We start from the raw sequence: 25,524 nt of genomic DNA on the forward strand, positions 1-25,524 counted from the left end.
TGGTTTTTTGTTTGGCGAGAGGGATGCTTGCCCCATTTCCGCTTCGTTATGGTTTCATGACCTATTGAGGGCTTTCGAATCAGGCCCCAGCAAAACGGAAAGTCGGCAACTTGGTTGATCATCGAACAGGGTTCTTGTCCCTCAAACTCGCGCTTGCAGGAGCTTTGACACTGTTGCTTACCGCGTGCATGGGCGACCGCCTGCAGACGCCCCCCTTCTACCAGGACCTGGCACGGGCCGATGGCAAGGTCGATGCGGCCACAGCCGCCCAGATGATCTCGCAATACAGGGTCAATAACGGCCTGTCGCCGGTGTCCCCGGATTCAAAGCTCATCATGATCGCGGCCTCGCAGGCCCAGGCGATGGCCGCCGAAGGGTCGGTACGCGCTTCGCTGGCGCCCGACCAGCAGCTTGCCACCCGAATGATCTCGATCGGCGAGCCCAAAACAGCGGCAGCCGAAAATGTCAGTGCCGGCTATCGCACCTTTGCCGAAGCCTTTTCAGGCTGGCGGGAATCGCCAAAACACAACGACGTTCTTCTGACCAAAGACGCGACCCGGCTCGGTATTGCCACCGCCTATTCACCGTCAGCCAAGCACAAGGTGTTCTGGTCGCTCGTCCTGGCAGCTCCGAAACCGGCTCAATAAGAGCCGTGAAACAAGCTAGCAGACCTGGTGTTCGAAATACCGGTCCGGATAACGCGGACACGGTGGGGTCGCAAAGGGATACATGGCCGGATCATAGGGTAAAACCTGTCCGGGTGCCTGACTGACCACCGGGACCGGATCCCCCTTGTAGACGGGACCGCCTTTATGGACCGTACCGGCCTTGGACGCAGGCCGGCTCTTTTGAGTGACTGGCACACCAAGGCTTCTTGCCGCCGCAGCAATCGGCTGGCCCTGAAACCGGCCTTGATCGGCAGAAATCAGGTAGTCGCTGGACACCCAGCCGGTCACCTTGCCAAAGGTCGCATCACACCAGCTGTAGCTCGCCGTGCAGCCATTGACGGTCACACGCCCGCCGCGCGGGACAGTCAGGATGACCCGGTGGCCCGTCCCAGGCCCAGCCCGCATGTTCAGGTCGGCGGTCGTTTTGGCGATCACCGGCCCCTCGGCCTGAGCCACCACGGTCAACGTTGCCACGGCGATGGCGATCGCTGCCAGCGACAAGCGGATGCGCATGATCAGAACTCCGAAATTCTGGGCCTGGAGCATTCCCGGAGGAGAACATGTCCTGGCAATAGAATGGTTCGGCCCGGTCTGGGCCAATCGGTTTCGGATCATGCCGGCTGCGGCTTGCGCCCAGCTTGCGTCGTATCAGGTCTGGTCCGAACGGCGACCTTCCAAACCCCTGAACGAAGTCGCAGGAACGGGCCCGTTCAACGGCCTTCTGTCTGCGGGAACAAGCCTCAGGCGCCGTACCGTCAGTAGCGCCGGTAGTATGGTCCGCGCGGATAGGGCCGTACCGGCTGAACCACCACTGGCGGCCGGCCATAGATCGGGTAGTTGCGGTAATAGCGCTGCACGCCGACATGAACCCCGGCATTGGGAATCGGTCGGCCGTAATAGATACCGTTGCCACCATAGCTGAGATATTTGCCCGACACCCAGCCCTTGGCATTGGCAAAGGCGGCATCGCACCAGGCGAAATTGGCCGTGCAGCCGAAAACCGTCACCCCGCCGCCGCGTGGCACCGTTGTAATCACGGGATAGTTCGTGCCAGGCCCGGTGCGCATGTTGAGGTTTGCGGTCGTGTAGGCAATTGCCGGTCCAGCCGCCTGGGCCACCGTCGGCAGTGCGGTCGCGGCCAGCGCAATCAAGCCCAGCGAGAAGCGGGTGAGCATGTTCAAATCTCCGAAAATCTGTGCCCAGACCTTCCCCATGTGGGTAGACATCATGGCGAAAATATAGCGCGACCATCGGAATTCGGCCCGATCTGCGCCCGATCGGGACGTGCCCGGCTTGCGTTCTTCGCCCGATTGAGGAAGATGAAAGCCGGGGGCACGTCATCATGAAACAGTTTCAGCTATTTACCACTCTGATCGCGATCACCGTGTTGTCGCTGTCGTTTGGACCTGGTCCAGCCAGCGCATTCGACGCCCACGCCGGCTACTACTACCCCGAGCCGCAGACGCGAGAAGTCTACGTTTCGGAACTCGGCCTGGCACCGGACGCCGGCAAAAGGTCGCGCGCCGCCTTTGTCATCGGCCTTGCGGCCCAGCACGACAAACGCAACCGCATTGTCGGCTATCATCTGTTTGCCAAGGGTGGAGACCTGGAGAAACTGATCATCGTTGCCACCGGTGACGGCCAGTATGACACGCTCTACCGTCTCCGGGCTCTGCTTGCTTCGCTGACCTCCATGGCGCGGTCAACAGAGCTCTTTGCCCGCTCCAATCAGCCTCAGGAACTGAATTTCCTGGATTTCTGCAAAATGATCGGCTTCACGCAAGTGACGGTGAGCAACGGCAAGGATGTGGCGCATCAGATCCTGGTCCAATAGGCTTCAGCCACAGAAAGCAGATCGGACCGCTAGGACCTCAATCCGATGGCCCGATTGACGATCTGGCCCGCATTCACGGCCTGATAGGTCGGAAACGGCGTACGCTGAGACAGGTCGATCTCACGCCTGAGCCAGTCCCGCTCTTCCAGCATGCCCAGAGATTTGGAAAGCGCCCGGTCGGTTATGCCCCCCAAACCGGACCGGATGGCGGAAAACCGGCTGGGCGCCTCGGTCAATGCCAGGATGGGCACGGACCAGCTCCTTTTCAGGATACCGAACCCGTCCTCGCCAGGAGCTGCTTCCAGGATACGGTGCGCCATGGCGGCGGCGACCTTGCCTTGCTCTGTCAGTCGGAATTCCGGACGGAGCGGATGACCGTGACCGGGATTTCTCTCAAGCAGACCCAGCTGGATGAGATGCTCCAGACTGGCGGCAAAGGCGCTGCGCGACGCCGTGGTTGCCGCAAGCAGGGGCGCCTGCCGACCCGGAACCCCGGAATGCAACAGGGCCAGAATTTTCAGCGACCAGGCTTTCGATGTGAGCTTGACAAGCAGCGGCATATCCATGAAATATAGCTACTATACTTTTGCTACAGAGGAAAGTGTCATGTCAGTCGTTTCTTTGGAAAACACCATCACTCTCGCGCTATCGGTGCGCGACCGCCATGCCAGTGCGCAATGGTATGAAAAGAACCTGGGCTTTCAGCTGCTCGTGCATATCGATGAGGCCGGCTGGAGCGAAATGCAGACCAAGACCGAAGGTGTCACACTGGGGTTGGGAGAGCAGGCGGAACCCGCACCGGGCAACATGGTACCGGTATTCGGCGTCGCGGACATCGCCTCGGCCCGAGCCGCGCTGGAAAGGGAAAATGTCAAATTCGACGGTGAAACCGAAACCGTCGAAGGCATGGTCAGCACCGCCACATTCTACGATCCGGACGGCAATGCGCTCATGCTGGCGCAGGACCTGACACAACAGTAACGACCAGCCGGACCTGAGGCACCGCAAGAAATCGCCCGCTTGGTGCCGGCTGGAATGCCCCAGATCGACGACACGACAATCGATTCCAGACGTGTGAGGGATGCCTCACACGTCTTTGCTATTGCATCTGTCAGAAGACGCCGCCGCTAGCGCTTCAGCTCACCGCGCAACCAGGCGCGGTATTGAGATTTGGTGCCGAAAAAGACGTTTCGGTCGACATCACCGCGCACGCCGGGCACCCGGCCTTCGGCCGTATACTGCCAGAAGACCCAGTCGTCCCGCTGGTCATAAATGTTGTTGGGATAATCTGCGACGGAGCGCAGCCAGAACTGTTCACCCTTCAAGGCGCCTACCAGACGGTCACGGTGGAAATCAACAGACGAGTAGATCACCGGGCGTTTGCCGTAGTGACGTTCCATCTCATCGAGGAAGATCTTCATGTCACGCAGGATCTGCGTGCGCCCCGGGCGTTTCTGACAGGTCTTGGAGTGCGCATTCCACTCCATGTCCAGCACCAGCGGGATCGCCTGCGGATCAACCGGAACAATCTCCTTCACCCAGGAAATCTGTTCCTCCACCGGACGGCAGAAATAGTAGAAATGATAGGCGCCGCGCGGCACGCCGGCCTTGCGCGCGCCAATCCAGTTGTCGACAAAGCGCGGATCGACATGGTCACCACCCTCTGTTGCCTTGATCCAGGCAAACGCCACGCCACCATTCTTGACCGCATTCCAGTCGATGTCCCCCTGCCAGCGGGAGATATCGATGCCGTGAACGGCGTAATCTTCCGGTGTCGGATCCGGAAAATCATAAGCCGCGCAAGAGCTTAGAAAAATAAATCCAAACAGCGCGCAAAATTGCCTGACCAGTTCCGACACAGCGACCTCGATAGGTTAAAAAAGACTTTCCGCTCGCGCCCAAAATGCGTGGGAATTCCTAACGGAGTGTAGACGTTTTGACGATTTCTCCGCAAAAACACGTATCCGCTTTTTCCCATCGCCCGGACTAAGGCCGGATTGCGGCAGTTCGAAGACAATTGCGGCATTGACCACAGCAATATGGTTAGGGGAAAGCTGCTTCAGGGCAGGTGTGGCCGTTCGCCGAAACCTCGCCGCGAGACGCAAGGGATCACGGATTGTGAACAAGCAGATGGACCGAGACATCAGCGCCAAAAGCCTGGCCGAGCGTGCAAGTCTGGTTCGAGAGGTTCCGGATCCTGAACGCTCGTTGCACCAGGAACGCGCTGAATGGGACGAGGCAGCCAGAAGTATCGACCTCGCGCCAGGGTGCCAAGCCAGGGAAGACCGGATCGGCGACGTTCCATGCCTGTGGCTGTCCCCGGAAGAGACTGCTTCAGAGGACCTCGTTCTCTATGCACACGGCGGCGGGTTGGTCACCGGGTCCCTGCTGACCCATCGTGCCTTCGCATCCGAGCTCGCGGCCGCTCTGAAACGGAACGTGCTGCTCGTTGGATATCGCCTGCTTCCGGAACATCCCTTCACCGCTCCGCGGGATGACTTTGTCACTGTTTACGAGGCCCTGCTGGCGGTCGGCGGCTACAAGGCGGAACAGATCATCTTTGCCGGCGACAGCAGCGGCGCTGCCGTCGCCATGGCGGCCTCGGTGGACCTGGGGCAACAGAATGCTCCTCAGCCACGTGCCATCGTCTCCCTGTCCGGAGCCTTTGACACCAGCCTGTCCGGCGACAGTGTCGAGGCGCTTGCCGGCAAGGACCCGTTGCTGTCGCCGGAGGTTCTGCGCGACTGGCAAAAGCACTTTCGCGGCAAAACCGACCTGAAGGATCCCGTTATCTCTCCGCTCTTCGCAGATCTGCACGGCATCGCGCCGGTCCTGCTGCTCGCAGGCGATCACGAATTGTGGCTGAGCGATTCGGAACGCATGCACCTTGCTCTGAAAGCCGCAGGGGTCTCCTCCAGCCTGAGCATTTATCCAGGCATGTGGCATGTCTGGCCCATGTGGCCGGACCTCCCGGAGACCTCCGATGCTTTCCGGGAAATCGATGCGTTTCTGCATCAAACCGGTTGATCTCGCTCGCGGGGTCAATGGTCAGGGCAGTCTTCGGCTCCGCCCTGCAAAGGATTGATCGGCCGTGGGCTGAAACCGATTGCACTTGAGCCTCGAATCCTTATGACTTGGCGGATCTGCAACGACCCTTGGCAAATTCCTCATGACCGACCGGCTTAAACTCGTCACCTGGAACATCAATTCCGTGCGCCTGCGCATGCCGATTGTGGAACAGCTGATCGACGAGATCGCACCGGACGTGATCTGCCTGCAGGAGACCAAGTGCCCGGATGCCAACTTCCCGGAAAACGCCTTTCGCAAGGCCGGCTACGAGCACATGGCAATCAATGGCCAGAAGGGCTACCACGGTGTGGCCACCGTCTCCCGCCTGCCGCTCAGCAACATTGAAAAACGTGACTTCTGCGATATCGGCGACAGCCGCCACGTTGCTGTCGATGTGCCGTTCAATGGCAGCAGCCTGCGCCTGCACAATTTCTATGTCCCAGCCGGCGGCGACGAACCCAATCGGGAGATCAACCCGAAATTCGGCCACAAGCTGGATTTTATGGCCGAGATGCAGGACTGGTTGCAGGGAGAGGAAACCGCCAGACCGGCCGTTCTGGTCGGCGATCTCAACGTGGCGCCCTATGAGCACGACGTCTGGTCGCACAAGCAGCTTCTGAAAGTGGTGTCGCACACGCCGGTGGAAACCGAGCTGTTCGAAAAGGTGCGCGAAACCGGCGGCTGGCTGGACGCCATGCGCCAGTTCACACCGCTGGAGGAAAAACTCTACACCTGGTGGAGCTATCGGGCGAAGGACTGGTCGAAGGCCGACAAGGGCCGCCGGCTCGACCATGTCTGGGTGTCGGAACCTCTCGCCCCGCATGTAAAATCGACCAGCGTATTGCGCGATGCGCGTGGCTGGGAAAAACCCTCGGATCATGCGCCAGTGATCGCGGAATTTGCCGTCTGACGACGAAGGCCGCTGGGAATGTGCGGCCTGTTCGAAACAAGTGTCGGCGCAGGTGGCCAAACCTTCGAGGCAGCGCTGCGCGCTTCCTCAGGATGACGCCTGGTTTGTTGCGCTCCATCAGAGCCAGCTGAAAACTCTGCGCCCTCCTGAGAAGGGCGAACGGCCCGTCTCGAAGGATCGGCCAGGATCTCTGCCTTGAGCTTTCGTCAATGCGGCCTCAAGGCGTCACGATCACCTTGCCGCGCACTTTCCTGGCCGCGATTTCCTCCAGCGCCGTTGCAATGTCCTCTAGAGGATAGACCCCGTGAACATGTGGCTTCAGCCTGCCTTCCTCAACCCAGGCCAGAAGCTGCTTCATGTTCTCCTTGTTGGCCTCGGGGTCTCGGGTGACCGCCGCCCCCCAGAAGACACCACGCAGGTCACAGCCTTTCAGCATGACGATGTTGAGCGGGATCTTCGGGATCTGACCGGCGGCAAAGCCGATGACCAGGAAACGGCCGCCCCAGGCCGTCGCCCGGACGGCCTGTTCGGCGAGGTCTCCGCCAACCGGATCATAGACAACGTCCACACCCCTGCCGTCTGTCAGTGCCTTCAGGCCTTCCTTCAGGGGCTCTTTGGAGTAATTCAGCGTCAGATCGGCACCGAGAGATCGGGCAAAGGCGAGTTTTTCCTCTGACGAGGCGCAGGCAATGACCTTTGCCCCCATGATCGAGGCAATCTCGACCGCAGCCTGACCAACACCGCCGGACGCGCCGAGAACGGCGACGGTCTCACCGGCTTTCAGATCCCCCCGATCCCGGTAGGCATGCAGCGTGGTGCCATAGGTCACCGCCAGGCCGGCCGCGGTTTCAAAGGCAACACTGTCCGGTATCTGCACGATGTCCCTGGCCTCGACAACAATCTTTTCCCGGGCGGCACCCCAGCCGACATACCCCATGACCCGGTCGCCGGCGGCAAACTCCGTAACGCCGTCACCGACCGCTTCGACGATGCCGGAAAACTCGGCACTCGGCGAGAACGGCATCTCTGGCTTGTACTGGTACTTGTTTTCAATGATCAGCGTGTCGAAGAAATTGAGCGCACAGGCCTTCACCCGGACAACGATTTTGCCCGGTTCGGCAACCGGGTCGGCGATCTCCTCGATGACGAGGCTGGAGGGCGGACCGAAGGATTTGCAAAGACAGGCTTTCACGGCAACCTCATTTGGAGCGGCGCAGAGGCCGGCAGCTGAACGTCCGGCCGACGTTAGCAACTTCGGCAATCGGCCGGAATTGGCTTTCCGGATAACCGGTGAAACTTTCAGCCCGGTGCAAATTCGGTTATGACCCGGTGTCATCGAAACAACGGAATGTCCATGCGCGGTTATTTTGCGGTCGGGGCCGAAGGCCTCTCGAAACGAATGAATCTCGGCACGCTGATGCGGTCGGCCCATGCCTTTGGGGCCAATTTCTTCTTCACGGTGGATGCTGACCAGAAGATCCGCAAGGCACCGCCCTCCGACACGTCCAAGAGCCCGGGACATCTGCCCGTCTTTACCTGGGACAGTGTCGACACGATGGACCTGCCCAGGGGATGCCAGCTGGTCGGTATCGAACTGACGGACGAATCGATCGATCTGCCGAGTTTTGGCCATCCGCTGCAGGCGGCCTATGTGCTCGGACCGGAACGCGGCTCGCTATCGCCGGAAATGCTGGCGCGCTGCGACCATGTCGTGAAGATCCCGACCAAGTTCTGCATCAATGTCGCCATGGCCGGCGCCATCGTCATGTACGACCGCCACCGCGCACTCGGCCGCTACGCCGAACGTTCGATCACCGCCGGCGGGCCGAAGATCGAGCGGCCGAAACATGTCAGCGGCGGCCCGGTCATGCGCACGGGCCGAAAGGTTCCCGGCACCTGACGCCTTGCTGGCTGCCACCAATTACAACTTGCAATCTCCTGTCACGACCGGTTTTCTTCAAGGCGCTGTGGGAGGCACCAGATGACAGGACCGTTCAAGACCCTTTTCGGAATGCTTTTGCTGGCCATGGCGCTCATCGGACCGGCAAAGGCCGCCAGCAAGGTAGCGCTGGTGATCGGCAATGGGGCCTACCAATCGATGCCGTCGCTGCGCAATCCGGCCAATGACGCCAACCTGATCGCGGGAAAGCTCACCGGCCTGGGTTTTGATGTGGTTCGCATCGTCGATGGGGACCGGGCCGATTTCTGGGACGGGCTGAAAACCTTCGGACGCAGGGCCCAGAATGCGGATGTCGCGCTGGTTTTTTATGCCGGTCACGGCGTTCAGGTGAACGGTCAGAACTGGTTGTTGCCCGTCGATGCGGAAATCGAGGCCTCCACCGACCTGCCTGCCCAGGCACTCAAGGCAAACGATCTCCTGGAAATCATGGAAGCGTCCGGTGCCCGGTTGAAGCTGGTGTTCTTCGATGCCTGCCGCAACAACCCGCTGCCGAGATCCCTGTCCAGAGGCGCGGCCAACGGCCTCGCGCGCCTGGAGGCCAATGCCGCCGGCATGATGATCGCCTTTGCAACCTCGCCCGGTGATGTCGCCCTGGATGGCAGCGGACAGAACAGCCCCTTCACCGAGGCCCTGGCCCGCTACATCGACACGCCGGACCTGGAGGTTCGACACCTGATGGGCCGCGTGCGCGAAAGCGTCTACACGACCACGGGCGAGCGCCAGCTGCCCTGGCTGAACGAAGCGCTGATCGGCGAATTCTATTTTGGCGGCAAGATCGGCAACGCCCCCCGGCCGACGACGCAGGCGCCGCCCGCCGTCCCGGCGCCTCAGGCGGAAATCTCCGTTTCCCGGACCGAGCCTCGACATCAGGCGATACCGTCCTATCGCGAGGACCTGTGCCGATCGACTTACCGAACCGGCAGCAACCTTATGTTCTGCGCCAGTTCCATGCTCGACCCGCAATATGGCAACCGTTACGGAACAGCCAACCTTTACGACGGCAACCCTTCCACGGCCTGGGTGGAAGGTGTTGCCGGCAACGGTGCGGGCCAGAAGGTGCTGATTGCCTTCGATCGGCCAAGACTTCTGTCCGGCTTCGAGATCGTCAACGGCTATGCCAAGAACCGGGACATCTACCGCAAGAACGCGCGCGTGCAGACCGCGCGGCTGAAACTCTCGGACGGCAGCAGCCAGATCCTGTCCCTGCCGGATGCGATGAATGCGAACCGGTTTTCCTTTGGCACACCGGTCGAAGCCACCTGGCTGGAGCTTGAGATCGGTTCCGTGTTTCCCGGAAGCAAATACACCGACACCGCGCTCTCCGAATTTGTGCCGGTATTTGCGGATTAACGACCGCAAGTCCGATCAACGTCGCCGGATGTCAAAATCGAACGACTGGTTCGGAAACGGCTCATTGCGCAAGGTGAAATGCCACCATTCACCGGCATAGTTCTTGAACCCGCCTTTGCGCATCAGGTCGACCAGTGCCCGCCGATAGGATTGAGCCTTGGCGGATACAGCGCTTGACGCCGTCCGGCTGGCTGGATCGAAACAGTCAAACGGCGTTCCGAAATCCGCCGTCAAACCGTCCCGACGACTGCACACCTCGGGTTCCGGCCCGCCATGCACCTCCAGAACATCCAGTCCGACATCGACCGTGGACCCGCGGGCGTGACTGCTCTTGGCACCGATATAGCCTTGTCGGACCAGGTCTGAGCGCGACACGTTCGGGAAATAGTCCGGATCGGTGCCCCGCCCCCGGCGCACCCAGGCAACCATCGCATCAACCGCGCTTTGCGGCCGGTAACAGTCAAACACAACGAGGGAATATCCGGCGGCGACAGCCGCATTCTGAACCTTGCCGAGTGCTTTTGCCGCAGGCTCGGTCAGCACGCACTCGCCGGCCCGGTAGCCAGGCAATCGCTGACGCATGAAGTTGTTGCGCGTGGCGTAGCGAATGTCCTGCTGAATATCAGGAACGACGTCCCGCAAATAAACGAAACCGTCTGGAAGCTGGTCGGCCAGCAAGGGGAGGCTGCTCCCGCAAAGGAAGACTAGCGAACAAAGAGCCCGCCTAATCCACATCGACGGCCTCATCGGCCTCGATCAGCTGGCGCAGGCGACCGAAGGCCAGGCGGATGCGTGATTTGACCGTACCGAGCGGCAAACCGGTATCATCGGCAATCTCGCTGTGCGACTGCCCGATGAAAAAGGCCAGCCTGACCACCTCCCGCTGCTCTTCCGGCAGCTGCGACAAGGCCGCACGGACGCGCTCCTCGCGGAGCCTTGCATCCATTTCATCTGAAACATCCGGCAGCGGTGTCGGCTGCAACGCCGGTTCTTCGGGGTCGAGCTCCGCCGTTTTCTGCCGGCGCAGACGGTCGATGCGCCGGTTCCGGGCGATCCGGTAAAGCCATGTACTCGCTGAGGATTTTTTCGGATCGAACAGTTCCGCCTTGCGCCACAGTGTGACCATCACATCCTGCGCAATTTCCTCGGCCAGAGCGTCATCTGCGCCCTGTTTCATCAAGTAGCCTTTGAGACGCGGCGCAAAGTGATCGAACAATTCGACAAAGGCGGCCTTGTCTCTGGACTGGGCCACCTTAACGATCAGTTCCGAAAAATACTGCGCTTGCGCCAAAGGCCACTCAACTCCCTGAAGATCTTCGGACCGCACCTAATTCAAGAGGAAGCACCTTGAAACAAAAAAGTCGACCACTTCGAAAGTGGTAGACACTTGTCTCGACCGCCTCCCCGTTGCGCCACGAAGGTCGTCCTCCATCTTTAGCAGGTTCACAGCGTTTCGGAAGAGGGCTCGACACCACTTGCCACACTGTTGCCGCCTTTAGCCGCAACAGCCATTAGGCAAATGAACGTCGAAAAACAAAAAGACCGGCTGATGGGCTTCAACCCTTTCGTAACCCGCTTTAAGTTATCATTAAAGCAAGGTTTATATGTCAGACGGCAATTGAATTAAATTTGACGGAAACTCTAGTGCAAACGGTGTGGAGATGATGAAGGCAAAATCGCTGGTTCTGGCCCTTGCAGGTCTAGCCGTTTCGAGTGCAGCGGCTTTCGCACAAACCCCGACGCTTCTGAAGCAGCACAAGGATTGGGCGGCCTATGCGTTGACGGGCGGCAGCGGCAAAGTGTGTTACGCGCTGACGAAGCCGACCACCATGCTTCCGGGCGACCGCAATCATGGCGATGTCTTCTTCTTCGTGACCTCACGTCCGGCTGAAGGCGTCAGTTCCGAACCCAGCCTGCTGGTCGGTTATCCCTTCAAGGACAAGTCCACGGTGACGGTGGATGTCGACGGCAAGGGCTTCAACCTGTTCACCAACAACGATGGTGCCTGGGTCGAGAATGCCGCAACTGAAGCGCAGCTGGTCGCTGCGATGAAGGCCGGCCGCGAAATGACAGTCAACGGCGAGTCCAGCCGTGGGACCCGGACCACCTACAAATTCTCGCTCTCCGGCGTGACCGCCGCGATCAATACGGCGGCCGGCGCCTGCCGCTGACCCGCGGTTTTCAGGCTGCCGGTCTCCAGAGGGCCGCAACAGATTGACCCCGGAAAAGCCCGCAAAGGCTTTTCCGGGCTTTTCTCGTTGGCAGATGCATGGCTCCCCTGCGTAGCGGAAACTTGATTTTTCCCGCTGTTTGTGGTTTTGGGAGCGCTTGAATTCTTCCCTGCAGGTCAGGGAGCCGGCCGCCGCGTTCCGACATCAATGACGCCCATAGTCGCGCCGGACAGACAACGGATCACGACATGACGGTTACGCTCGACATTGCGCGGGACAATCCGAACGCGCCGACGGTTACAGCCGCAGCAAGCGCCCTGGCGCCGAACGAGGACAAGCCGACCCTGATCGGCCTCTCGCGCGAGGAACTGGGTGAAGCGCTCGGCACGATCGGGGTTGCCCAGAAACAGTGGCGCATGCGCGCCTCGCAGCTGTGGCACTGGCTCTATGTGCGCGGCGTCTCGGACTTTGCGCAGATGACCAACATCGCCAAGGATCTGCGGCAGAAACTGGACGACAACTTTACGATCGTCCGTCCTGAAATTGTTGACGAACAGATCTCAGTCGACGGCACGCGCAAATGGCTGTTCCGCTTTCCGCCGCGGGGCGCCGGTCGGCCGGTGGAAGTGGAAACCGTCTATATTCCGGAAGAGGGCCGCGGCACATTGTGTGTCTCTTCCCAGGTCGGCTGCACGTTGACCTGCACCTTCTGCCACACCGGCACGCAGAAGCTGGTCCGCAACCTGACGGCAGAGGAAATCCTTTCCCAGATTCTGATGGCGCGCGACAGGCTTGGCGATTTCCCGGACGCCTCGACCCCGCAGGGCGCCATTGTGCCGTCCGAGGGCCGGCTGGTTTCCAACATCGTCATGATGGGCATGGGCGAACCGCTCTACAATTTCGACAACGTCAAGAAGGCGCTGCTGATTGCCTCGGATGGCGACGGCCTGTCGCTTTCCAAGCGCCGCATCACCCTGTCGACTTCCGGCGTCGTGCCGGAAATCTTCCGCACGGGTGATGAAATCGGCTGCATGCTGGCCATCTCGCTGCACGCCGTCAACGACGAGCTGCGCGACGTCCTGGTGCCGATCAACAAGAAGTGGAACCTGGAAGCGCTCTTGGACGCCTGTCGGAAGTATCCGGGACTGTCCAACGCCAAGCGCATTACCTTCGAATACGTGATGCTGAAAGGCGTCAATGACAGCAACAAGGATGCGCTTGAACTGGTCCGTTTGCTGAAGGGCATTCCGGCCAAGATCAACCTGATTCCGTTCAATCCCTGGCCGGGGTCGGAATATGAGTGTTCGGACTGGGAACGCATCGAGGAATTCGCCGACATCGTCAATCGAGCCGGCTATGCCTCACCGATCCGCACGCCGCGCGGCCGCGATATTTTCGCCGCCTGCGGTCAGCTCAAATCGGCCTCGGAGCGCATGCGCAAGAAGGATCGTGAGGCCCTTGCCGCCTCCTGAAAAATGTCGGGATCTAAAAAAGAAAGCGGCGCCCGGGGCGCCGCTTTTTTTGTTGCGCTTCTCAGGCTGCGGCAACATTGCTGAGGAAGTCGCTTACGGACGTGTTCAGCGCTCTGAGTTTTTCCGCAGCTTCCTGAGTTGCCCGGTCGACCGTTTCTGCCGAATGCGCGGTTGATTCCACCGCGGAGCTGACATTCGACATGTTGTCGCTGGCTGACTTTGTCCCGGACGATGCTTCCGACGCACTGCGGCTGATTTCGCCGGTTGCCGCATCCTGCTGCTGCACCGCAGCTGCAATCGACGCGGTGTTCTCGTTGGCCTTTTCCATGACGGCGGCAATGCCTTCGATCGCGGCAACCGCCTGCTCGGTCGCAACCTGGATCTCGGAGATCTGAGAGGAAATCTCCTCGGTCGCCTTGGAGGTCTGGGTTGCCAGTTCCTTGACCTCCGCAGCGACGACCGCAAAGCCCTTGCCGGCCTCGCCGGCCCGAGCCGCTTCGATCGTGGCGTTCAGCGCCAGAAGGTTGGTCTGTTCGGCAATCGCCTGGATCAGGCCAATGACCTCACCAATCCGCGCCGATCCGGAAGACAGCATCTCCATCTTTTTGGTGCTGGCATGGGTCTGGTTGGTGGCGTCCGCAATGACGCGCGTCGTTTCTTCCACGCGCTGACCGATTTCGGAAATCGACGACGACAGTTCTTCGGTTGCCGCTGCGACCAGCTGCACATTGCCCGAAGCCTGTTCCGTGGCCGAGGCCGCACTGTTGACCTCCTGGGAGGCGTCGCCGGCGGTAACCATCATCGACGAGGCCGTCGACTGCATATCGCTCATCGCCGCATCGACCGCCCCCAGCATGTCGGACGACTGTTCGCGGAAACTCTGAATGAGCGTTTCGACACGATGCTGGCGCTCGGTCCGTTGCTGCTCTTCCTGCAGGCGGATTTCTTCAAGACGGGCCTGCTCTGCAACACCATCCCGGAATCCGGCAATCGCCGCTGCAATTTCGCCGACTTCATCCTTGCGTTCGGCCTCGGCGAATTCCACGCTGACATCTCCACCGGCCAGCTTGACCGCGCTTTGCACCAGATTGCGGATCGGCGTGACGATTGACCGTGCCGCCATCCAGCCAACACCGGTCATGACGGCGAAGATCGCAAGGCAGATAAGAGCGATGTTGTTGCGAAGGGCTGCGACCGGCGCGAGGATTTCTTCATGCGCCTCGGTCGCAACCACTGCAAGATTGGCCCCCTGAAACTCCAACGGCACCGCCGCCGCCAGGAAGTCGCCATCCCGGAAATTGTCCAGGTCACCAACCGCGACCTGGCCCGCCAGGGCCCGGTCGACAATCTCCGCGTCCAGGCTCGCCTGGAGAATGTCGTTTTTGTCCGGTGTCTTGGCCGAATCGTTGCGGAACAGTTTGTCGGCACCCAGCACGATCGCTTCGCCACTTTCCCCCAGCCCGCTCGTGGATGCCATGATGCTGTTGATGTTGTCGATCGGCATCTGGAACACCAGGACGCCAATCTTCTTGCCGTCCTCCATCACCGGCGTGGAAATGAAACTGGCCGGCGCATCCGCACTTGGTGCGTAGGGTTTGAAGTCAAAGAAGTGAATGCTACCCGAGGCACCGGAGTTGGCCGCCCGGAAGGCATTGCCCAGGTCCGTATCCTTGTACTTGCCGCTGACAAGGTTGGTCGCGTAATCGAGTTCCTTGAAGACCGTGTAGATCAGCGACCCGTCTTCGGCGAACAGGAAAATATCGTAATAGCCCCGCGTTTTCAGCATTGTGCGGAACCAGGGATGGTATTTGGCATGTGCCTGGTCATAGACGCCGTCGCCAGCGCTCATCAGCGCATCTTTTTTGCCAAGCGGATGCGGATTGTCGTGAATATAGGCGCTCTGCAGAACAGATTGCGCCTTTCCGTCCTGCGCCTCCCAGGCGGCGTTGAAGTCTTTCAGGGCGGCCGCGACGAAGGGGCTTGCCGCAGTAACCTTCAGGTCCTGAACTATGGACTCTAGATAATGTGACAGGTCCTGGGCTCGGGTCTGCGCAAGCGCCTCAAGGCGAAGCTCAGCCTGTTCCTCCATGTCGGCCGAGCTCACCCAGTAGGCAAGTCCGCCAACGGCAAGAGCGGCCACAACGGAACATCCTGCGATGATTGCCGGCAGGCGAAAGCTGAGTTTGGTTATCTGGAAGGCCATGGTCCGCTCGCGAATTGATATCTCTTTTCACAAGCGTCGTGCCATTCAATTGCTGGAGAGTTAATTCCAATTGATTTACTTCATAAAATCAAAAATAGGCAATTGATCAGATTTTTTATAATTACCCTAGGTAGAGAATTTCTGAAAAAATGCACTGGAATCATAAAATTCAGCACATCAATAATTGCAAAATTCTATCCCTGGCTTTGCTTCGTGGAAAAAGTACCTATAGGCGAAGTCTTTCCTGCCGACGACCAATTGGCACAAAACCCGATGGAGACTTTAAAAAAGTTGAGGCCGCCCGGAGGCGGCCTCTCGTTGATTATGTCCGCTCAGGTCAGACCAGACCGTTTTTGGCGAGCGGAAGTGAGGTCACCCATTCGTCCTTGGCGGCCGCAATGGCGTTGGCGACGGCCGGGCCGATCGGCGGCGTGCCGGGCTCACCGATGCCGGTAGGTGCTTCGTTTGAGGCGACGATGTGTACCTCGACCTCCGGCATGTCGGAGATCCTGAGCGACTCGTAGGTGTCGAAGTTGGTCTCTTCGACAAAGCCGTCGGCGAGCGTCACCTGGTTGCGCAGGATGGCGCCGAGACCGTAGCCGATACCACCCTCCACCTGGGCCCGGATATTGTCCGGGTTGATCGGTGTGCCGCAATCGACGGCAGCCACGACCTTCTCGACCTTGACGGTGCCGTCGTCGCGCAGAGATATCTCAGCAACTTCCGCAACGTAGGAGCCGAAGGATTTGTGAACGGCGACACCGCGATGACGGCCCTCCACAGGCGGTGTGTCCCAACCGGCTTTTTCAGCCGCCAGCTTCAGGACATTGGCCTTGCGCGGGTCGTCCTTCAGAAGTTCCAGGCGCAGGGCAACCGGATCCTTGCCGGTTTCACGGGCAATGCGGTCCATCACCGTTTCCATGACATAGGCCGTGTGAGTGTGCCCCACGGAGCGCCACCACAGAACCGGCACCTGGGTCTCCTGGAAGGCCTGGTCCATGTTCATCAGCGGAAACGCATAGGTCGTGTCATGCGCGCCCTCGGTCATGTTGTGATCGACGCCGTCCTTCATCAGCATCGCTTCGAAGGGCGTGCCCTTGACGATCGACTTGGCGGCCATGTTGTACTTGACCGCGGTGACATTGCCGGCATCGTCCAAACCGACCTTGACCTTGTGCGCAGACATCGGCCGGTAGTAGCCGCCCGCCATGTCGTCTTCGCGGGTCCAGACGATCTTCACCGGGTTCAGATCCATGCCCGCCGCCTGCATGGCCTTGACCAGCAGGCAGGCTTCTGCAACCGGATGGGCATCGGCTTGCGCCCGGCGGCCGAAGGAGCCACCGGCCCAAAGCGTGTTGATCTTCACCTTCTCGAAGGGAACGCCCAGGATGGTGGCAGCGACATTGTGGTCGATGGTCTGGATCTGAGACCCGAGCCAGAGTTCCGCGGTTTCGCCATCATAGTGAAGTGCAACATCCAGCGGTTCCATGGCACCATGGGCCAGGAACGGGAAGTCATAATCCATCTCGATAACCTTCGCCGACGCTTTCAGCGCGGCATCGACGTCGCCATCCTCGCGGACTTTCACACCCGGCTTGGTGGTCATGTCTTTCAGCTCAGTGAACATGGCATCGCTCGACCGGGTCTCGGCCGCGCTGTCGTCCCACTCGATCTCGAGAAGCTCGCGCGCCTTGATGGCCGGCCAGGTGGATTCGGCAATCACCGCAATCCCGTTCGGGATCTGCAGAACGTTGACCACGCCCGGCACAGCCAGCGCTTCGGTGGCGTCAAACGACTTCACCATGCCGCCGAAACGCGGAGACCGGGCGACCGTTGCCACGAGCAGATCATCGCGCTGGAAGTCCATCGTATAGGTGTTTGGCGAACCGACGGTCTTGTTCTTCACGTCAAGACGCGGGAACGACTTGCCGATATAGACCCACTGATCGGGCGTCTTGAGCGCCGGTTCGGCCGGCACGTCTTCCTTGGCAGCCAGACCGGCGAGTTCACCGAATGTCGCCGACTTGCCGGACGGATGCGAGACAACGCCCTGCGACACGGTGATTTCAGCGGCCGGAACGCCCCAGTCCTTGGCAGCTGCTGCGACGAGCATCGCCTTGGCAGCGGCACCGGCCTGACGGTACTGCATGAAGGAATTCGGCATGGCGGTGGAACCGCCGGTGCCCTGAACGCCGAACAACGTATTGGCATAGACCTGCGGGTTGGACGGCGCAAACTCGACGGAGACCTGCTCCCAGGAGGCATCAAGTTCGTCCGCGACCAGTGTGGACAGACCGGTTGCCGTACCCTGCCCCTTGTCCAGGTGCTTGGACAGGACAACGACCGTGTTGTCTGGCCGGATATGCACGAAGGGTTGCGCGAATTCGCCTTCAGCGGCTTCGGCGACGGACCGCGGCAGGTTCATGCCGATGACAAGGCCACCGATTGCACCGGCGGACAGTTTCAGGAAAGACCGGCGAGACGGCTTGGCGGCTTCAAGCGGCTGTTTCAGAAGATGCAGCATGGATCAGCCCTCCATCTTGTCGGCGGCGACATGGATCGCCTTGCGGATACGGGCATAAGTGGCGCAGCGGCAGACATTGCCGTCCATGGCTGCGTCGATGTCTTCATCGGTCGGCTTCGGCGTTTCGGCCAGAAGCGCGGTCGCGGCCATGATCTGGCCGGACTGGCAATAGCCGCATTGCGGAACGTCGAGTTCGTTCCAGGCGGCCTGGACGGCCTTGGCCGCCTTGTCGTTGATGCCTTCAATGGTTGTGATCTCGGCCCCTTCCAGGTCGCCGACGAAGGTCTGGCAGGAGCGGATCGGCACACCGTCCCAATGGACGGTGCAGGCACCGCAGGCTGCAATGCCGCAACCGAACTTGGTGCCGGTCAGGCCCAGCTCATCGCGCAGGGCCCACAGCAGCGGGCTTTCGGGGTCGGCGTCAAGCGTACGCGTTTCCCCATTGATTTTGAGGGTAACAGACATGAGGAGGCGGCTCCTTTGGCTGGCCTTATCTGGCTAAAGGAAGTAAACTACACAGTGCAGTTTAATCACTGGCTGCGCGTCTGTAAACGCCCTAGTTTACATAGGGCGCGTTTTTTGGGATGAAAGAGCGGGGGCTCAGATACCTGAGAGAAAGGCAATTTCGCAGAGAACCGGGAAAGACATGTCCGTATCCGACCAGAAAAAAAAGCAGATTGTTGAGGCGGCCATCGCTGAATTCCAGGAAAAGGGCTACGCGGGCGCCAGCATGGACCGGATTTCCGAACGGGCCCAGGTGTCCAAGCGCACGGTCTACAATCACTTCGACAGCAAGGAAGTGCTGTTCAAGGCGATCAACCAGTGCCTGGCCGACCAGATCAATTCCGCCCTGGAACTCCCCTACGACCCGGACCTGCCGATCCGCGACGCCCTGATCCGCCTCGGCTGGGCGGAAGGCGAACTGATGATCAATCCCTGTTTCATGAGCCTTGCCCGCATGATCATGAGCGAGACCATCCGCGACCCGGAGCTTGCCGAGGACATGAACCAGCGCATGACCAAGCTGGTTGTTTTTACCGAATATGTCGAGCGGGCCACCAGGGAAGGCAAGCTCAGAACAGACAATCCGGAAGTCGCTGCCGCGCAGTTCCTCGGCCTGATCAAGTCCCGCGCCTTCTTCCCGAACATCCATATCGGCCGGGTGCCGGAGCGGGAAGAAGTTTCCAACATCATCGAGGAAAGCGTCGACATGTTCCTGGCGCGCTATGGGGTCAAAGAAACGGTCTGAAACTGAAGCTTCCTCCCGCATCCCAGACCATCCATTGAGCATTCCTGCATTGAGCACACCACAGTCCGATACTCTCCTCCTCGCACCGGATCCGATCAAGGAACGGCTTCATGCATTTGGCCTGCCGACTATTTTCCTCTTCACGATTGGTGTCGGGCTGCTTCACCTGGTAAACGGCGTCAAGATAGGCTTCATGTTCTACTTGCTGGTCGGCGCCGTAATCTACTGTTTCGGCTTTCGCCTGCTGCGTGGCATCCCTGCGGAAGGTCACCTGGAACTCACCCGCGAAGGCCTCACTCTGATTGTAGATGGCAACAAGCGCTTTCACCGTTGGCAAGACTTGTCCCGGGTGACCCTCTTGGAAAAGACCTCGCAGGATGAAAACGGCAGGGAACACGTCGTTTCCCACTTTCTTGCGGCACGCCGCTTGAATCCTGATTGCATGGATCCTGATGGCCCGACAACGGAATACGTTGCCGATTTTCTTGTCCCCATCGATTTGTACATAACTCACCACCGTTTTTCCGGTCGAACGGAGAAACAGGAAGCTGCCTGCAAGTCGGCTCCCGACCTCGCCAACACGGTCAACGCCTGGCGAGACTTTGCCCTCAATCTGGAAATTGGCGCGATCCCCACTCCGATTGTTCAGACTGACAATCGGAATCTGAGAGATCTTGCCCGGAAGACCTCTCCCAATGAACAGGCCAAGGCGAACGACACAAAAATTGCAATGCTGGACCGCCGCCGGAAACAGGCCTATGCGGCTCTCTGCCTCCATGCCTTTTGCAAGGAACGGGACATCAACGATCCGGCTGCGCAGCAACTGATCACCCATCTTCTCAGAGTTCTGACCAGCGCGAACTTGCCTGAATGGGAAAGCGCAGGTGCCGTCCTCGAAGTGACCGGCAGAGGTGATCCACTGCCCACCGCGCTGGTTGAACGACATTCCGACAATGACCTCACCGACTTTCAACACCTCGCGGACCTTTGCGTCGAAGTCGGTCTTGTCGACATGTATGGCGATTGCACCGATCAGCCAGACCAGTGTCTGTCCGCCTGTCTTTCCTTCCTGGAAACCCGAGCCATTCCGGCGCCCACGGTTGCGCCACTGGCGACACTTCATAATGATGCAAAAGGATGGGGAAGCCCCATATCCGAGGCTGCATTTCAAAGGTTCCTCGGTGCGATCAGAATAGCCAATCAAGTTTGAACGGTGAACTCCCGACACCGTATGTCACAAAAAAGAACGCTCCAGGTGAGCCAGGATTGACGATTTCTTCCAGGCTGACTGGATGATGCGAACTTGGGGTCCGGAACACCGGCCGTGCGGCAGTGAAACACTGCCACCCGCACCGCCTCTTTCTTGTCATCCCCGCGAAGGCGGGGACCCAGTAACCGCCAGATTCATTGATTGTCTCCCGCCGCTGCAGCGTACTGGATCCCGGATCTCCGCTGCGCTGCGTCCGGGATGACAAAATCGGAGGGGAGTAACGCGTGTTGTCCGCACAGAAGGCTTGCTGTGCCGCCGCATCACCCCTTTTCGGCAACCGGCTTTTCCAGCAACTGGCCCCAACGTGTCCGCTCCGCCATCTGCTCGCGGGTCTTGTCCGAGATCAGGCCCTTGACGTTTTCCGGCACCCAGCCCCCGCCGAGCCCCTTGTAGACCGCGATCAGGTTGGTGAGCACATTCGCTTCCGCCGCGATCAGCCGCTCTTCGGCGACCAGCAGGCTCTTCTGGGCGTCGACCACCCGGTTATAGGAGGCCGTGCCGTCCTCATATTGGGCATCGACCTCGCCGACCGCTTCGCGCGCCGCCCGGACGCTGCGACGCAGATAGACCGCCTGCTGCTTGGAGCGCAGAAAACCCGTCAGCGCATTTTCCACTTCCGAATAGGCGGACAGCACCGTGTTTTCATAGTTGAGCAGGGTTTCCTGGAACTTGGCGTCCTGCACCCGGACATTGTTCTGGATACGGCCGTAATTCAGGAAATTCCAGGAAAAGCCAGGATTGATGAACCCCGCCGTGGTGCCGTTGTTGAAGAGATTGGAAAAATCATCTGCCCGGACGCCGATCGCGCCGGAGATGGTGAAGGCCGGAAAGAGATCCGCCTTGGCAACGCCGATCTGGGCTGACTGGGCTGCCGCCACATATTCCGCGTAGCGAATGTCCGGCCGGCGGCGCAGCATGTCTGCCGGCACACCGATGGCAACTTCGGCCGGCACGCGCGGAAATCTTGCCTTTGAACCGATCCGCGATTTCATGCTGCCAGGCGCTTCGCTCACAAGCAGGCTGAGTGCGTTCAAGGCCTGGGCGAGTTCGGCTTCATAGCCTGGAATGCTGGACAGCGTGTTGTTGTAGAGGACCGTCGCCTCGTTGACGTCGAGCTTGGTCGCCGCACCGTTTTCCAGCCGCAACCGTGTGATGTCGAGCGACTTCTTCTGCAGGGCCGCATTGCGACGCGCCGCGGCAATCAGCTGCTGCAATTCACGCACGGTGATATAGGTTGCGGCAATGTCGCCGGTCAATGTCACCAGCGCATCGTCGTAGGAGGCAATGCTGGCTTTCAGATTGGCGTCCGCCGACTGGACATCCCTGCGGATCTTGCCCCAGATATCGATTTCCCAGCCGGCATCGAAGCCGACATCGACCCGGGTGATGTGATCGTTGACGAGACCGATCCGTTCCAGGTCGCGGACAAACGGATCCTTGGCACTGAAGCGGATGCTTTTGGAGCTGCCGTTGATTTCCTGCACCTGCGGGAAGAGCTCGCCCCGCGCGATGCCGAGCTGCGCCCTTGCCTGATAGACCCGGACACCGGCCGCCTGCAGACCGACATTCTGGCGGTAGGCCTCAGCTATCAGGCTGTTGAGCGTGTCATCCCTGAAGACATGCCACCACGGCACGGAATGCGCGCTGCGACTGGTGAAGCCGGTGCGGCTGTCAACGGGAAGGTTGGCGCCCTTGCTCCAGCTGTCGAGCACAGGCGCATCCGGCCGCTCGAAATCCGGCCCCACCATGCAGCCACCGACAAGCAGCGCGCTGCCAAGAATTGCCCATCTTGCCGTTTTCTGAAAAAGCCCCATCCCCACACTCACACGTCGAACGGCACGATGAAATTGACCCAGGTATAGAGCCGCATGTTGACCCGCCGCAGCACGGCCACCCAGTCGCCGCCGCCACCGGTGTAGATCGCCGCGGCACCATGGGCGCCGGCCGGATAGCGCTTCAGCGCCGGATCGTCATCGAGATGGATTTCCACCGCGAAACGCCCCTGCGGGCTCATGAAGATGAATTCCGGCACCCGACCCCGCGGAATGATCTGCCCCTGGCCGGTGCCGTCCCAGATCGAGGTCACCTTGCCGGTGAAGATCTGGCCCGGATAGATATCGAGCGCGACTTCCACCGGCATGCCCGGCTCCACGAATTTCAGGTGTTCCTGATAGAAGGTCGCCAGAAAGTAGGGATCGGCGTCCGCCACGAAGGCGGCGATCGAACCGACCCGGAACCCGCCAACCACGAGGCCCGGTCGCGCCTGCTGCGAGATGATCACTCCGTCTTCGGGGGCGTAGATCGTGGTCTGATCGACATAGTATTGTGCCTGGTCGACCTGCGCCTGCGCAGCGGCAACCTGGGCGTTGACCCCGTCATATTGCGCATCGGCGGCAAGCTGCGCCTTTTTCAAATTAGCTTCACCCTCCGCGACCTGGGCCTGGGCTGCTGCCAGCTGCGCCGACCATTTGTCGAGCGTTTCCTGTTTTGCACCACCACGCGGCACCAGATCCGTATAGCGCTTGACCTGCTCGGACGCATATTGCTCGTTGGCCTCGGCCTGCAACAGGGCATCCCGCGCCACTTCGATGTCTTCCTGAAGGATCAGCGCATTTTGCTGCGCACTTGCCAGGTTTGCCTGCGCTTCCAGGAGCTGGGCTTCATACAGCGTTTTTTCGAACTGGTAGAGCTTGTCGCCCTTCTTGACCTTCTGGTTCTGCGCGACAAACACTTCTTTCAGAACTGTCGGGTGCGGCAGGCGCGGTGCTATCTGGATCGTCTGCCGGATCACGTGACCGTCAATCGTGTAGGGGGTGAAGAAGCGCAGGAAAACAACGAGCAGAAAGAGCACGTGGAAGCCCACCCAGAACGTGACCACGCCCCAGGCGATGTTGAATTTCAGCCATTGAAACTTGTAGAAAACCAGCCACGCGAACAGCGCATAGGCCGCCAGGATCAGAAGCGCGATGGTCATGTGGTCGCCCCGCCCTCAGGCCTGGCGGGTGGCAGATCATCCGCTTCAACCTCAGACAGGGTCGCGGGCACCTCTTCTTCTTCCAAGCTGTTGGTCACCTCTGACGAGCCCTTTTCCGCCGCCGCGTCTCCCGCCACGGCAACCTTCGGCAGCTTGCGCACATCGACCGTCATGGAATCGTGGTAGGCCCAGATCAGGGCGTGGATCCAGGGAAAGACGGTGAAGAGCCCGATCCAGCCGCCGAGTTTCACTGATTCCGCATGCGGGTGATTACGCTTTTCCGCAAGCTTGCCCGGCAGACCGCCCAATGTGATCATGGCGTAAAAAAAGGCGATCACGACCGCCAGCAGGATCACGAAGGTCAGGTAGTCGTATTTGTCCAGCTCGAAATCGATCAGGCCCATAGCGCATCCAGCACCAACAAGTTGTTCTTTTACATCTTGTTAATACCCTCCGCTGCCTCGCGGTCAATTGCAAGCGGGATCTCAAGACCACACAGGCTGTGAACTGTCGCTGGCGTGCAACGCAACCAGCGACCATTTGAGCCGCCCGAAGGGCTTGCGCGGCGCAAAGAACCGGCTAAATTGCCGCAAATTTTCCAACCGCGCGGGCACGCGCCCCAAGAACAACGAACTGGACCTTCCCTAAATGGCGTATGGTGACATCAAGAAAGTCGTGCTGGCCTATTCCGGCGGCCTCGACACATCGATCATCCTGAAATGGCTGCAGACGGAACTTGGCTGCGAAGTGGTGACCTTCACCGCCGATCTCGGCCAGGGCGAAGAGCTGGAACCGGCGCGCAAGAAGGCCGAGATGCTCGGCATCAAGGAAATCTACATCGACGATCTGCGCGAGGAATTCATCCGCGACTTCGTCTTTCCGATGTTCCGCGCCAACGCCGTTTATGAAGGCGTCTACCTGCTCGGCACATCCATTGCCCGTCCGCTGATTTCCAAGCGCCTGATCGAGATTGCCGAGGAAACCGGGGCCGACGCCATTGCCCATGGCGCAACCGGCAAGGGCAACGACCAGGTGCGCTTCGAACTCTCCGCCTATGCGCTCAACCCGGATATCAAGGTGATCGCACCGTGGCGGGATTGGAGCTTCAAGTCGCGCACCGATCTGCTCGACTTTGCCGAAAAGCACCAGATCCCGGTGCCGAAGGACAAGCGCGGCGAAGCCCCGTTCTCCGTCGACGCCAACATGTTGCACTCCTCTTCGGAAGGCAAAGTGCTCGAAGATCCGGCGGAAGAAGCTCCAAACTACGTCTTCCAGCGCACGGTCGACCCGACCGAGGCACCGGATGTCGTCACCGAAATCGAGATCGGTTTTGAAAAAGGCGATGCCGTCTCCCTTAACGGCGAGAAGATGTCGCCGGCGACCCTCTTTGCCAAGCTCAACGATTATGGCCGCGACAACGGCATCGGCCGTCTCGACATGGTTGAGAACCGCTTTGTCGGTATGAAGAGCCGCGGCATCTACGAGACCCCGGGCGGCACCATCCTCTTGACCGCCCACCGGGCGATGGAATCGATCACGCTCGACCGTGGCGCCTCGCACTTGAAAGACGAGTTGATGCCGCGCTACTCGGAACTGATCTATAACGGCTTCTGGTTCTCGCCGGAGCGCGAGATGCTGCAGGCCCTGATCGACAAGAGCCAGGAACACGTCACCGGCACCGTCAAGCTGAAGCTCTACAAGGGCAATGTCATCCTGGTCGGCCGCGCCTCCCCCTATTCGCTCTACTCCGAAGAGCTGGTCACCTTCGAGGACGACCAGGGCGCCTACGACCAGAAGGATGCCGCCGGCTTCATCAAACTGAACGCCCTGCGCCTGCGCACGCTGGCCAAACGCGACCGGATCGGCTGAG

The 25,524-nt window shown here is 60.0% G+C and carries 25 protein-coding genes; 12 read left to right on the forward strand and 13 right to left on the reverse strand.

The window, feature by feature from the left end; all coding sequences use genetic code 11:
- Positions 1–164 precede the first annotated feature (164 nt).
- Positions 165–647, forward strand: coding sequence for a CAP domain-containing protein (locus CHH27_RS17730; protein ID WP_371681740.1), 483 nt, complete (start codon positions 165–167; stop codon positions 645–647).
- Between the two features lie 15 nt (positions 648–662).
- Here CHH27_RS17730 and CHH27_RS17735 read toward each other — a convergent pair whose 3' ends face one another.
- A complete protein-coding gene (locus tag CHH27_RS17735; protein ID WP_157738974.1) occupies positions 663–1,181 on the reverse strand; it encodes an SH3 domain-containing protein in 519 nt (172 codons plus the stop codon).
- Positions 1,182–1,423: 242 nt separating this feature from the next.
- Entirely contained in the window at positions 1,424–1,843 is a 420-nt protein-coding gene (locus tag CHH27_RS17740) for an SH3 domain-containing protein (protein WP_157738975.1), read from the reverse strand.
- 167 nt (positions 1,844–2,010) lie between these two features.
- Here CHH27_RS17740 and CHH27_RS17745 point away from each other — a divergent pair, with 167 nt between their 5' ends.
- Positions 2,011–2,502 (forward strand): hypothetical protein, encoded by a 492-nt coding sequence (locus tag CHH27_RS17745; RefSeq protein WP_208988272.1) that lies wholly within the window; start codon positions 2,011–2,013, stop codon positions 2,500–2,502.
- Positions 2,503–2,531: 29 nt separating this feature from the next.
- On the opposite strand, the gene CHH27_RS17750 is transcribed toward CHH27_RS17745, so the two are convergent.
- Positions 2,532–3,068 (reverse strand): winged helix-turn-helix transcriptional regulator, encoded by a 537-nt coding sequence (locus CHH27_RS17750; protein ID WP_094072765.1) that lies wholly within the window; start codon positions 3,066–3,068, stop codon positions 2,532–2,534.
- 40 nt (positions 3,069–3,108) lie between these two features.
- Between CHH27_RS17750 and CHH27_RS17755 the strand changes: the two genes are divergently transcribed.
- Positions 3,109–3,483, forward strand: a complete 375-nt coding sequence (locus CHH27_RS17755) for a VOC family protein (RefSeq protein WP_094072766.1) — start codon at positions 3,109–3,111, stop codon at positions 3,481–3,483.
- A 146-nt stretch (positions 3,484–3,629) separates the two neighbouring features.
- On the opposite strand, the gene CHH27_RS17760 is transcribed toward CHH27_RS17755, so the two are convergent.
- Positions 3,630–4,361, reverse strand: a complete 732-nt coding sequence (locus CHH27_RS17760) for a GH25 family lysozyme (RefSeq protein WP_094072767.1) — start codon at positions 4,359–4,361, stop codon at positions 3,630–3,632.
- A 271-nt stretch (positions 4,362–4,632) separates the two neighbouring features.
- Here CHH27_RS17760 and CHH27_RS17765 point away from each other — a divergent pair, with 271 nt between their 5' ends.
- Both CHH27_RS17765 and xth read left to right on the forward strand, forming a co-directional pair.
- On the forward strand, positions 4,633–5,529 hold the full coding sequence (locus CHH27_RS17765; RefSeq protein ID WP_094072768.1) for an alpha/beta hydrolase: 897 nt from the start codon (positions 4,633–4,635) through the stop codon (positions 5,527–5,529).
- Between the two features lie 142 nt (positions 5,530–5,671).
- Positions 5,672–6,481 (forward strand): exodeoxyribonuclease III, encoded by an 810-nt coding sequence (gene xth / locus CHH27_RS17770; protein WP_094072769.1) that lies wholly within the window; start codon positions 5,672–5,674, stop codon positions 6,479–6,481.
- Positions 6,482–6,698: 217 nt separating this feature from the next.
- Here xth and CHH27_RS17775 read toward each other — a convergent pair whose 3' ends face one another.
- On the reverse strand, positions 6,699–7,673 hold the full coding sequence (locus CHH27_RS17775) for an NADPH:quinone oxidoreductase family protein (protein ID WP_094072770.1): 975 nt from the start codon (positions 7,671–7,673) through the stop codon (positions 6,699–6,701).
- A gap of 162 nt (positions 7,674–7,835) precedes the next feature.
- On the opposite strand from CHH27_RS17775, the gene CHH27_RS17780 reads away from it, so the two are divergent.
- Positions 7,836–8,381 (forward strand): RNA methyltransferase, encoded by a 546-nt coding sequence (locus tag CHH27_RS17780; protein ID WP_094074837.1) that lies wholly within the window; start codon positions 7,836–7,838, stop codon positions 8,379–8,381.
- 81 nt (positions 8,382–8,462) lie between these two features.
- Entirely contained in the window at positions 8,463–9,791 is a 1,329-nt protein-coding gene (locus CHH27_RS17785) for a caspase family protein (protein ID WP_094072771.1), read from the forward strand.
- Positions 9,792–9,806: 15 nt separating this feature from the next.
- Here the strand turns inward: CHH27_RS17785 and CHH27_RS17790 are convergent, their stop codons facing one another.
- Both CHH27_RS17790 and CHH27_RS17795 read right to left on the reverse strand, forming a co-directional pair.
- Positions 9,807–10,469, reverse strand: coding sequence for a M15 family metallopeptidase (locus CHH27_RS17790; protein ID WP_198338244.1), 663 nt, complete (start codon positions 10,467–10,469; stop codon positions 9,807–9,809).
- A gap of 46 nt (positions 10,470–10,515) precedes the next feature.
- Positions 10,516–11,082, reverse strand: a complete 567-nt coding sequence (locus tag CHH27_RS17795; RefSeq protein WP_094072773.1) for a sigma-70 family RNA polymerase sigma factor — start codon at positions 11,080–11,082, stop codon at positions 10,516–10,518.
- A 370-nt stretch (positions 11,083–11,452) separates the two neighbouring features.
- On the opposite strand from CHH27_RS17795, the gene CHH27_RS17800 reads away from it, so the two are divergent.
- Positions 11,453–11,962 carry an invasion associated locus B family protein gene (locus tag CHH27_RS17800; protein ID WP_094072774.1) on the forward strand — a complete coding sequence of 170 codons (510 nt, stop codon included), beginning with the start codon at positions 11,453–11,455 and terminating at the stop codon, positions 11,960–11,962.
- A 248-nt stretch (positions 11,963–12,210) separates the two neighbouring features.
- Positions 12,211–13,434 carry a 23S rRNA (adenine(2503)-C(2))-methyltransferase RlmN gene (gene rlmN, locus CHH27_RS17805; RefSeq protein ID WP_094072775.1) on the forward strand — a complete coding sequence of 408 codons (1,224 nt, stop codon included), beginning with the start codon at positions 12,211–12,213 and terminating at the stop codon, positions 13,432–13,434.
- A gap of 61 nt (positions 13,435–13,495) precedes the next feature.
- Here the strand turns inward: rlmN and CHH27_RS17810 are convergent, their stop codons facing one another.
- The 3 genes from CHH27_RS17810 to CHH27_RS17820 form a co-directional block, all read right to left on the reverse strand.
- Positions 13,496–15,637 (reverse strand): methyl-accepting chemotaxis protein, encoded by a 2,142-nt coding sequence (locus tag CHH27_RS17810; protein ID WP_094072776.1) that lies wholly within the window; start codon positions 15,635–15,637, stop codon positions 13,496–13,498.
- A 337-nt stretch (positions 15,638–15,974) separates the two neighbouring features.
- The gene (locus tag CHH27_RS17815) at positions 15,975–18,161 is read right to left on the reverse strand and encodes a xanthine dehydrogenase family protein molybdopterin-binding subunit (protein WP_094072777.1); all 2,187 of its coding nucleotides are present in this window, start codon (positions 18,159–18,161) and stop codon (positions 15,975–15,977) included.
- A 3-nt stretch (positions 18,162–18,164) separates the two neighbouring features.
- A complete protein-coding gene (locus CHH27_RS17820; RefSeq protein ID WP_094072778.1) occupies positions 18,165–18,626 on the reverse strand; it encodes a (2Fe-2S)-binding protein in 462 nt (153 codons plus the stop codon).
- 181 nt (positions 18,627–18,807) lie between these two features.
- Between CHH27_RS17820 and CHH27_RS17825 the strand changes: the two genes are divergently transcribed.
- Both CHH27_RS17825 and CHH27_RS17830 read left to right on the forward strand, forming a co-directional pair.
- Positions 18,808–19,410: a TetR/AcrR family transcriptional regulator gene (locus tag CHH27_RS17825; protein ID WP_094072779.1), complete on the forward strand. Its 603-nt coding sequence runs from the start codon at positions 18,808–18,810 to the stop codon at positions 19,408–19,410.
- Positions 19,411–19,444: 34 nt separating this feature from the next.
- Positions 19,445–20,620, forward strand: coding sequence for a hypothetical protein (locus CHH27_RS17830; RefSeq protein WP_157738976.1), 1,176 nt, complete (start codon positions 19,445–19,447; stop codon positions 20,618–20,620).
- Positions 20,621–20,940: 320 nt separating this feature from the next.
- Here the strand turns inward: CHH27_RS17830 and CHH27_RS17835 are convergent, their stop codons facing one another.
- Genes CHH27_RS17835 through CHH27_RS17845 form a run of 3 tightly spaced genes read right to left on the reverse strand, consistent with a single transcriptional unit; the run spans position 20,941 to position 24,058 of the window.
- On the reverse strand, positions 20,941–22,494 hold the full coding sequence (locus tag CHH27_RS17835) for an efflux transporter outer membrane subunit (RefSeq protein ID WP_094072781.1): 1,554 nt from the start codon (positions 22,492–22,494) through the stop codon (positions 20,941–20,943).
- A gap of 8 nt (positions 22,495–22,502) precedes the next feature.
- On the reverse strand, positions 22,503–23,654 hold the full coding sequence (locus CHH27_RS17840) for an HlyD family secretion protein (protein WP_094072782.1): 1,152 nt from the start codon (positions 23,652–23,654) through the stop codon (positions 22,503–22,505).
- Entirely contained in the window at positions 23,651–24,058 is a 408-nt protein-coding gene (locus tag CHH27_RS17845) for a DUF3302 domain-containing protein (RefSeq protein ID WP_094072783.1), read from the reverse strand. The genes CHH27_RS17840 and CHH27_RS17845 overlap by 4 nt, the downstream gene beginning before the upstream one ends.
- Positions 24,059–24,302: 244 nt before the next feature.
- Between CHH27_RS17845 and CHH27_RS17850 the strand changes: the two genes are divergently transcribed.
- On the forward strand, positions 24,303–25,523 hold the full coding sequence (locus CHH27_RS17850; RefSeq protein ID WP_094072784.1) for an argininosuccinate synthase: 1,221 nt from the start codon (positions 24,303–24,305) through the stop codon (positions 25,521–25,523).
- Position 25,524: the final 1 nt, after the last annotated feature.

Source organism: Labrenzia sp. VG12, assembly GCF_002237595.1.
GTDB lineage: Bacteria > Pseudomonadota > Alphaproteobacteria > Rhizobiales > Stappiaceae > Roseibium.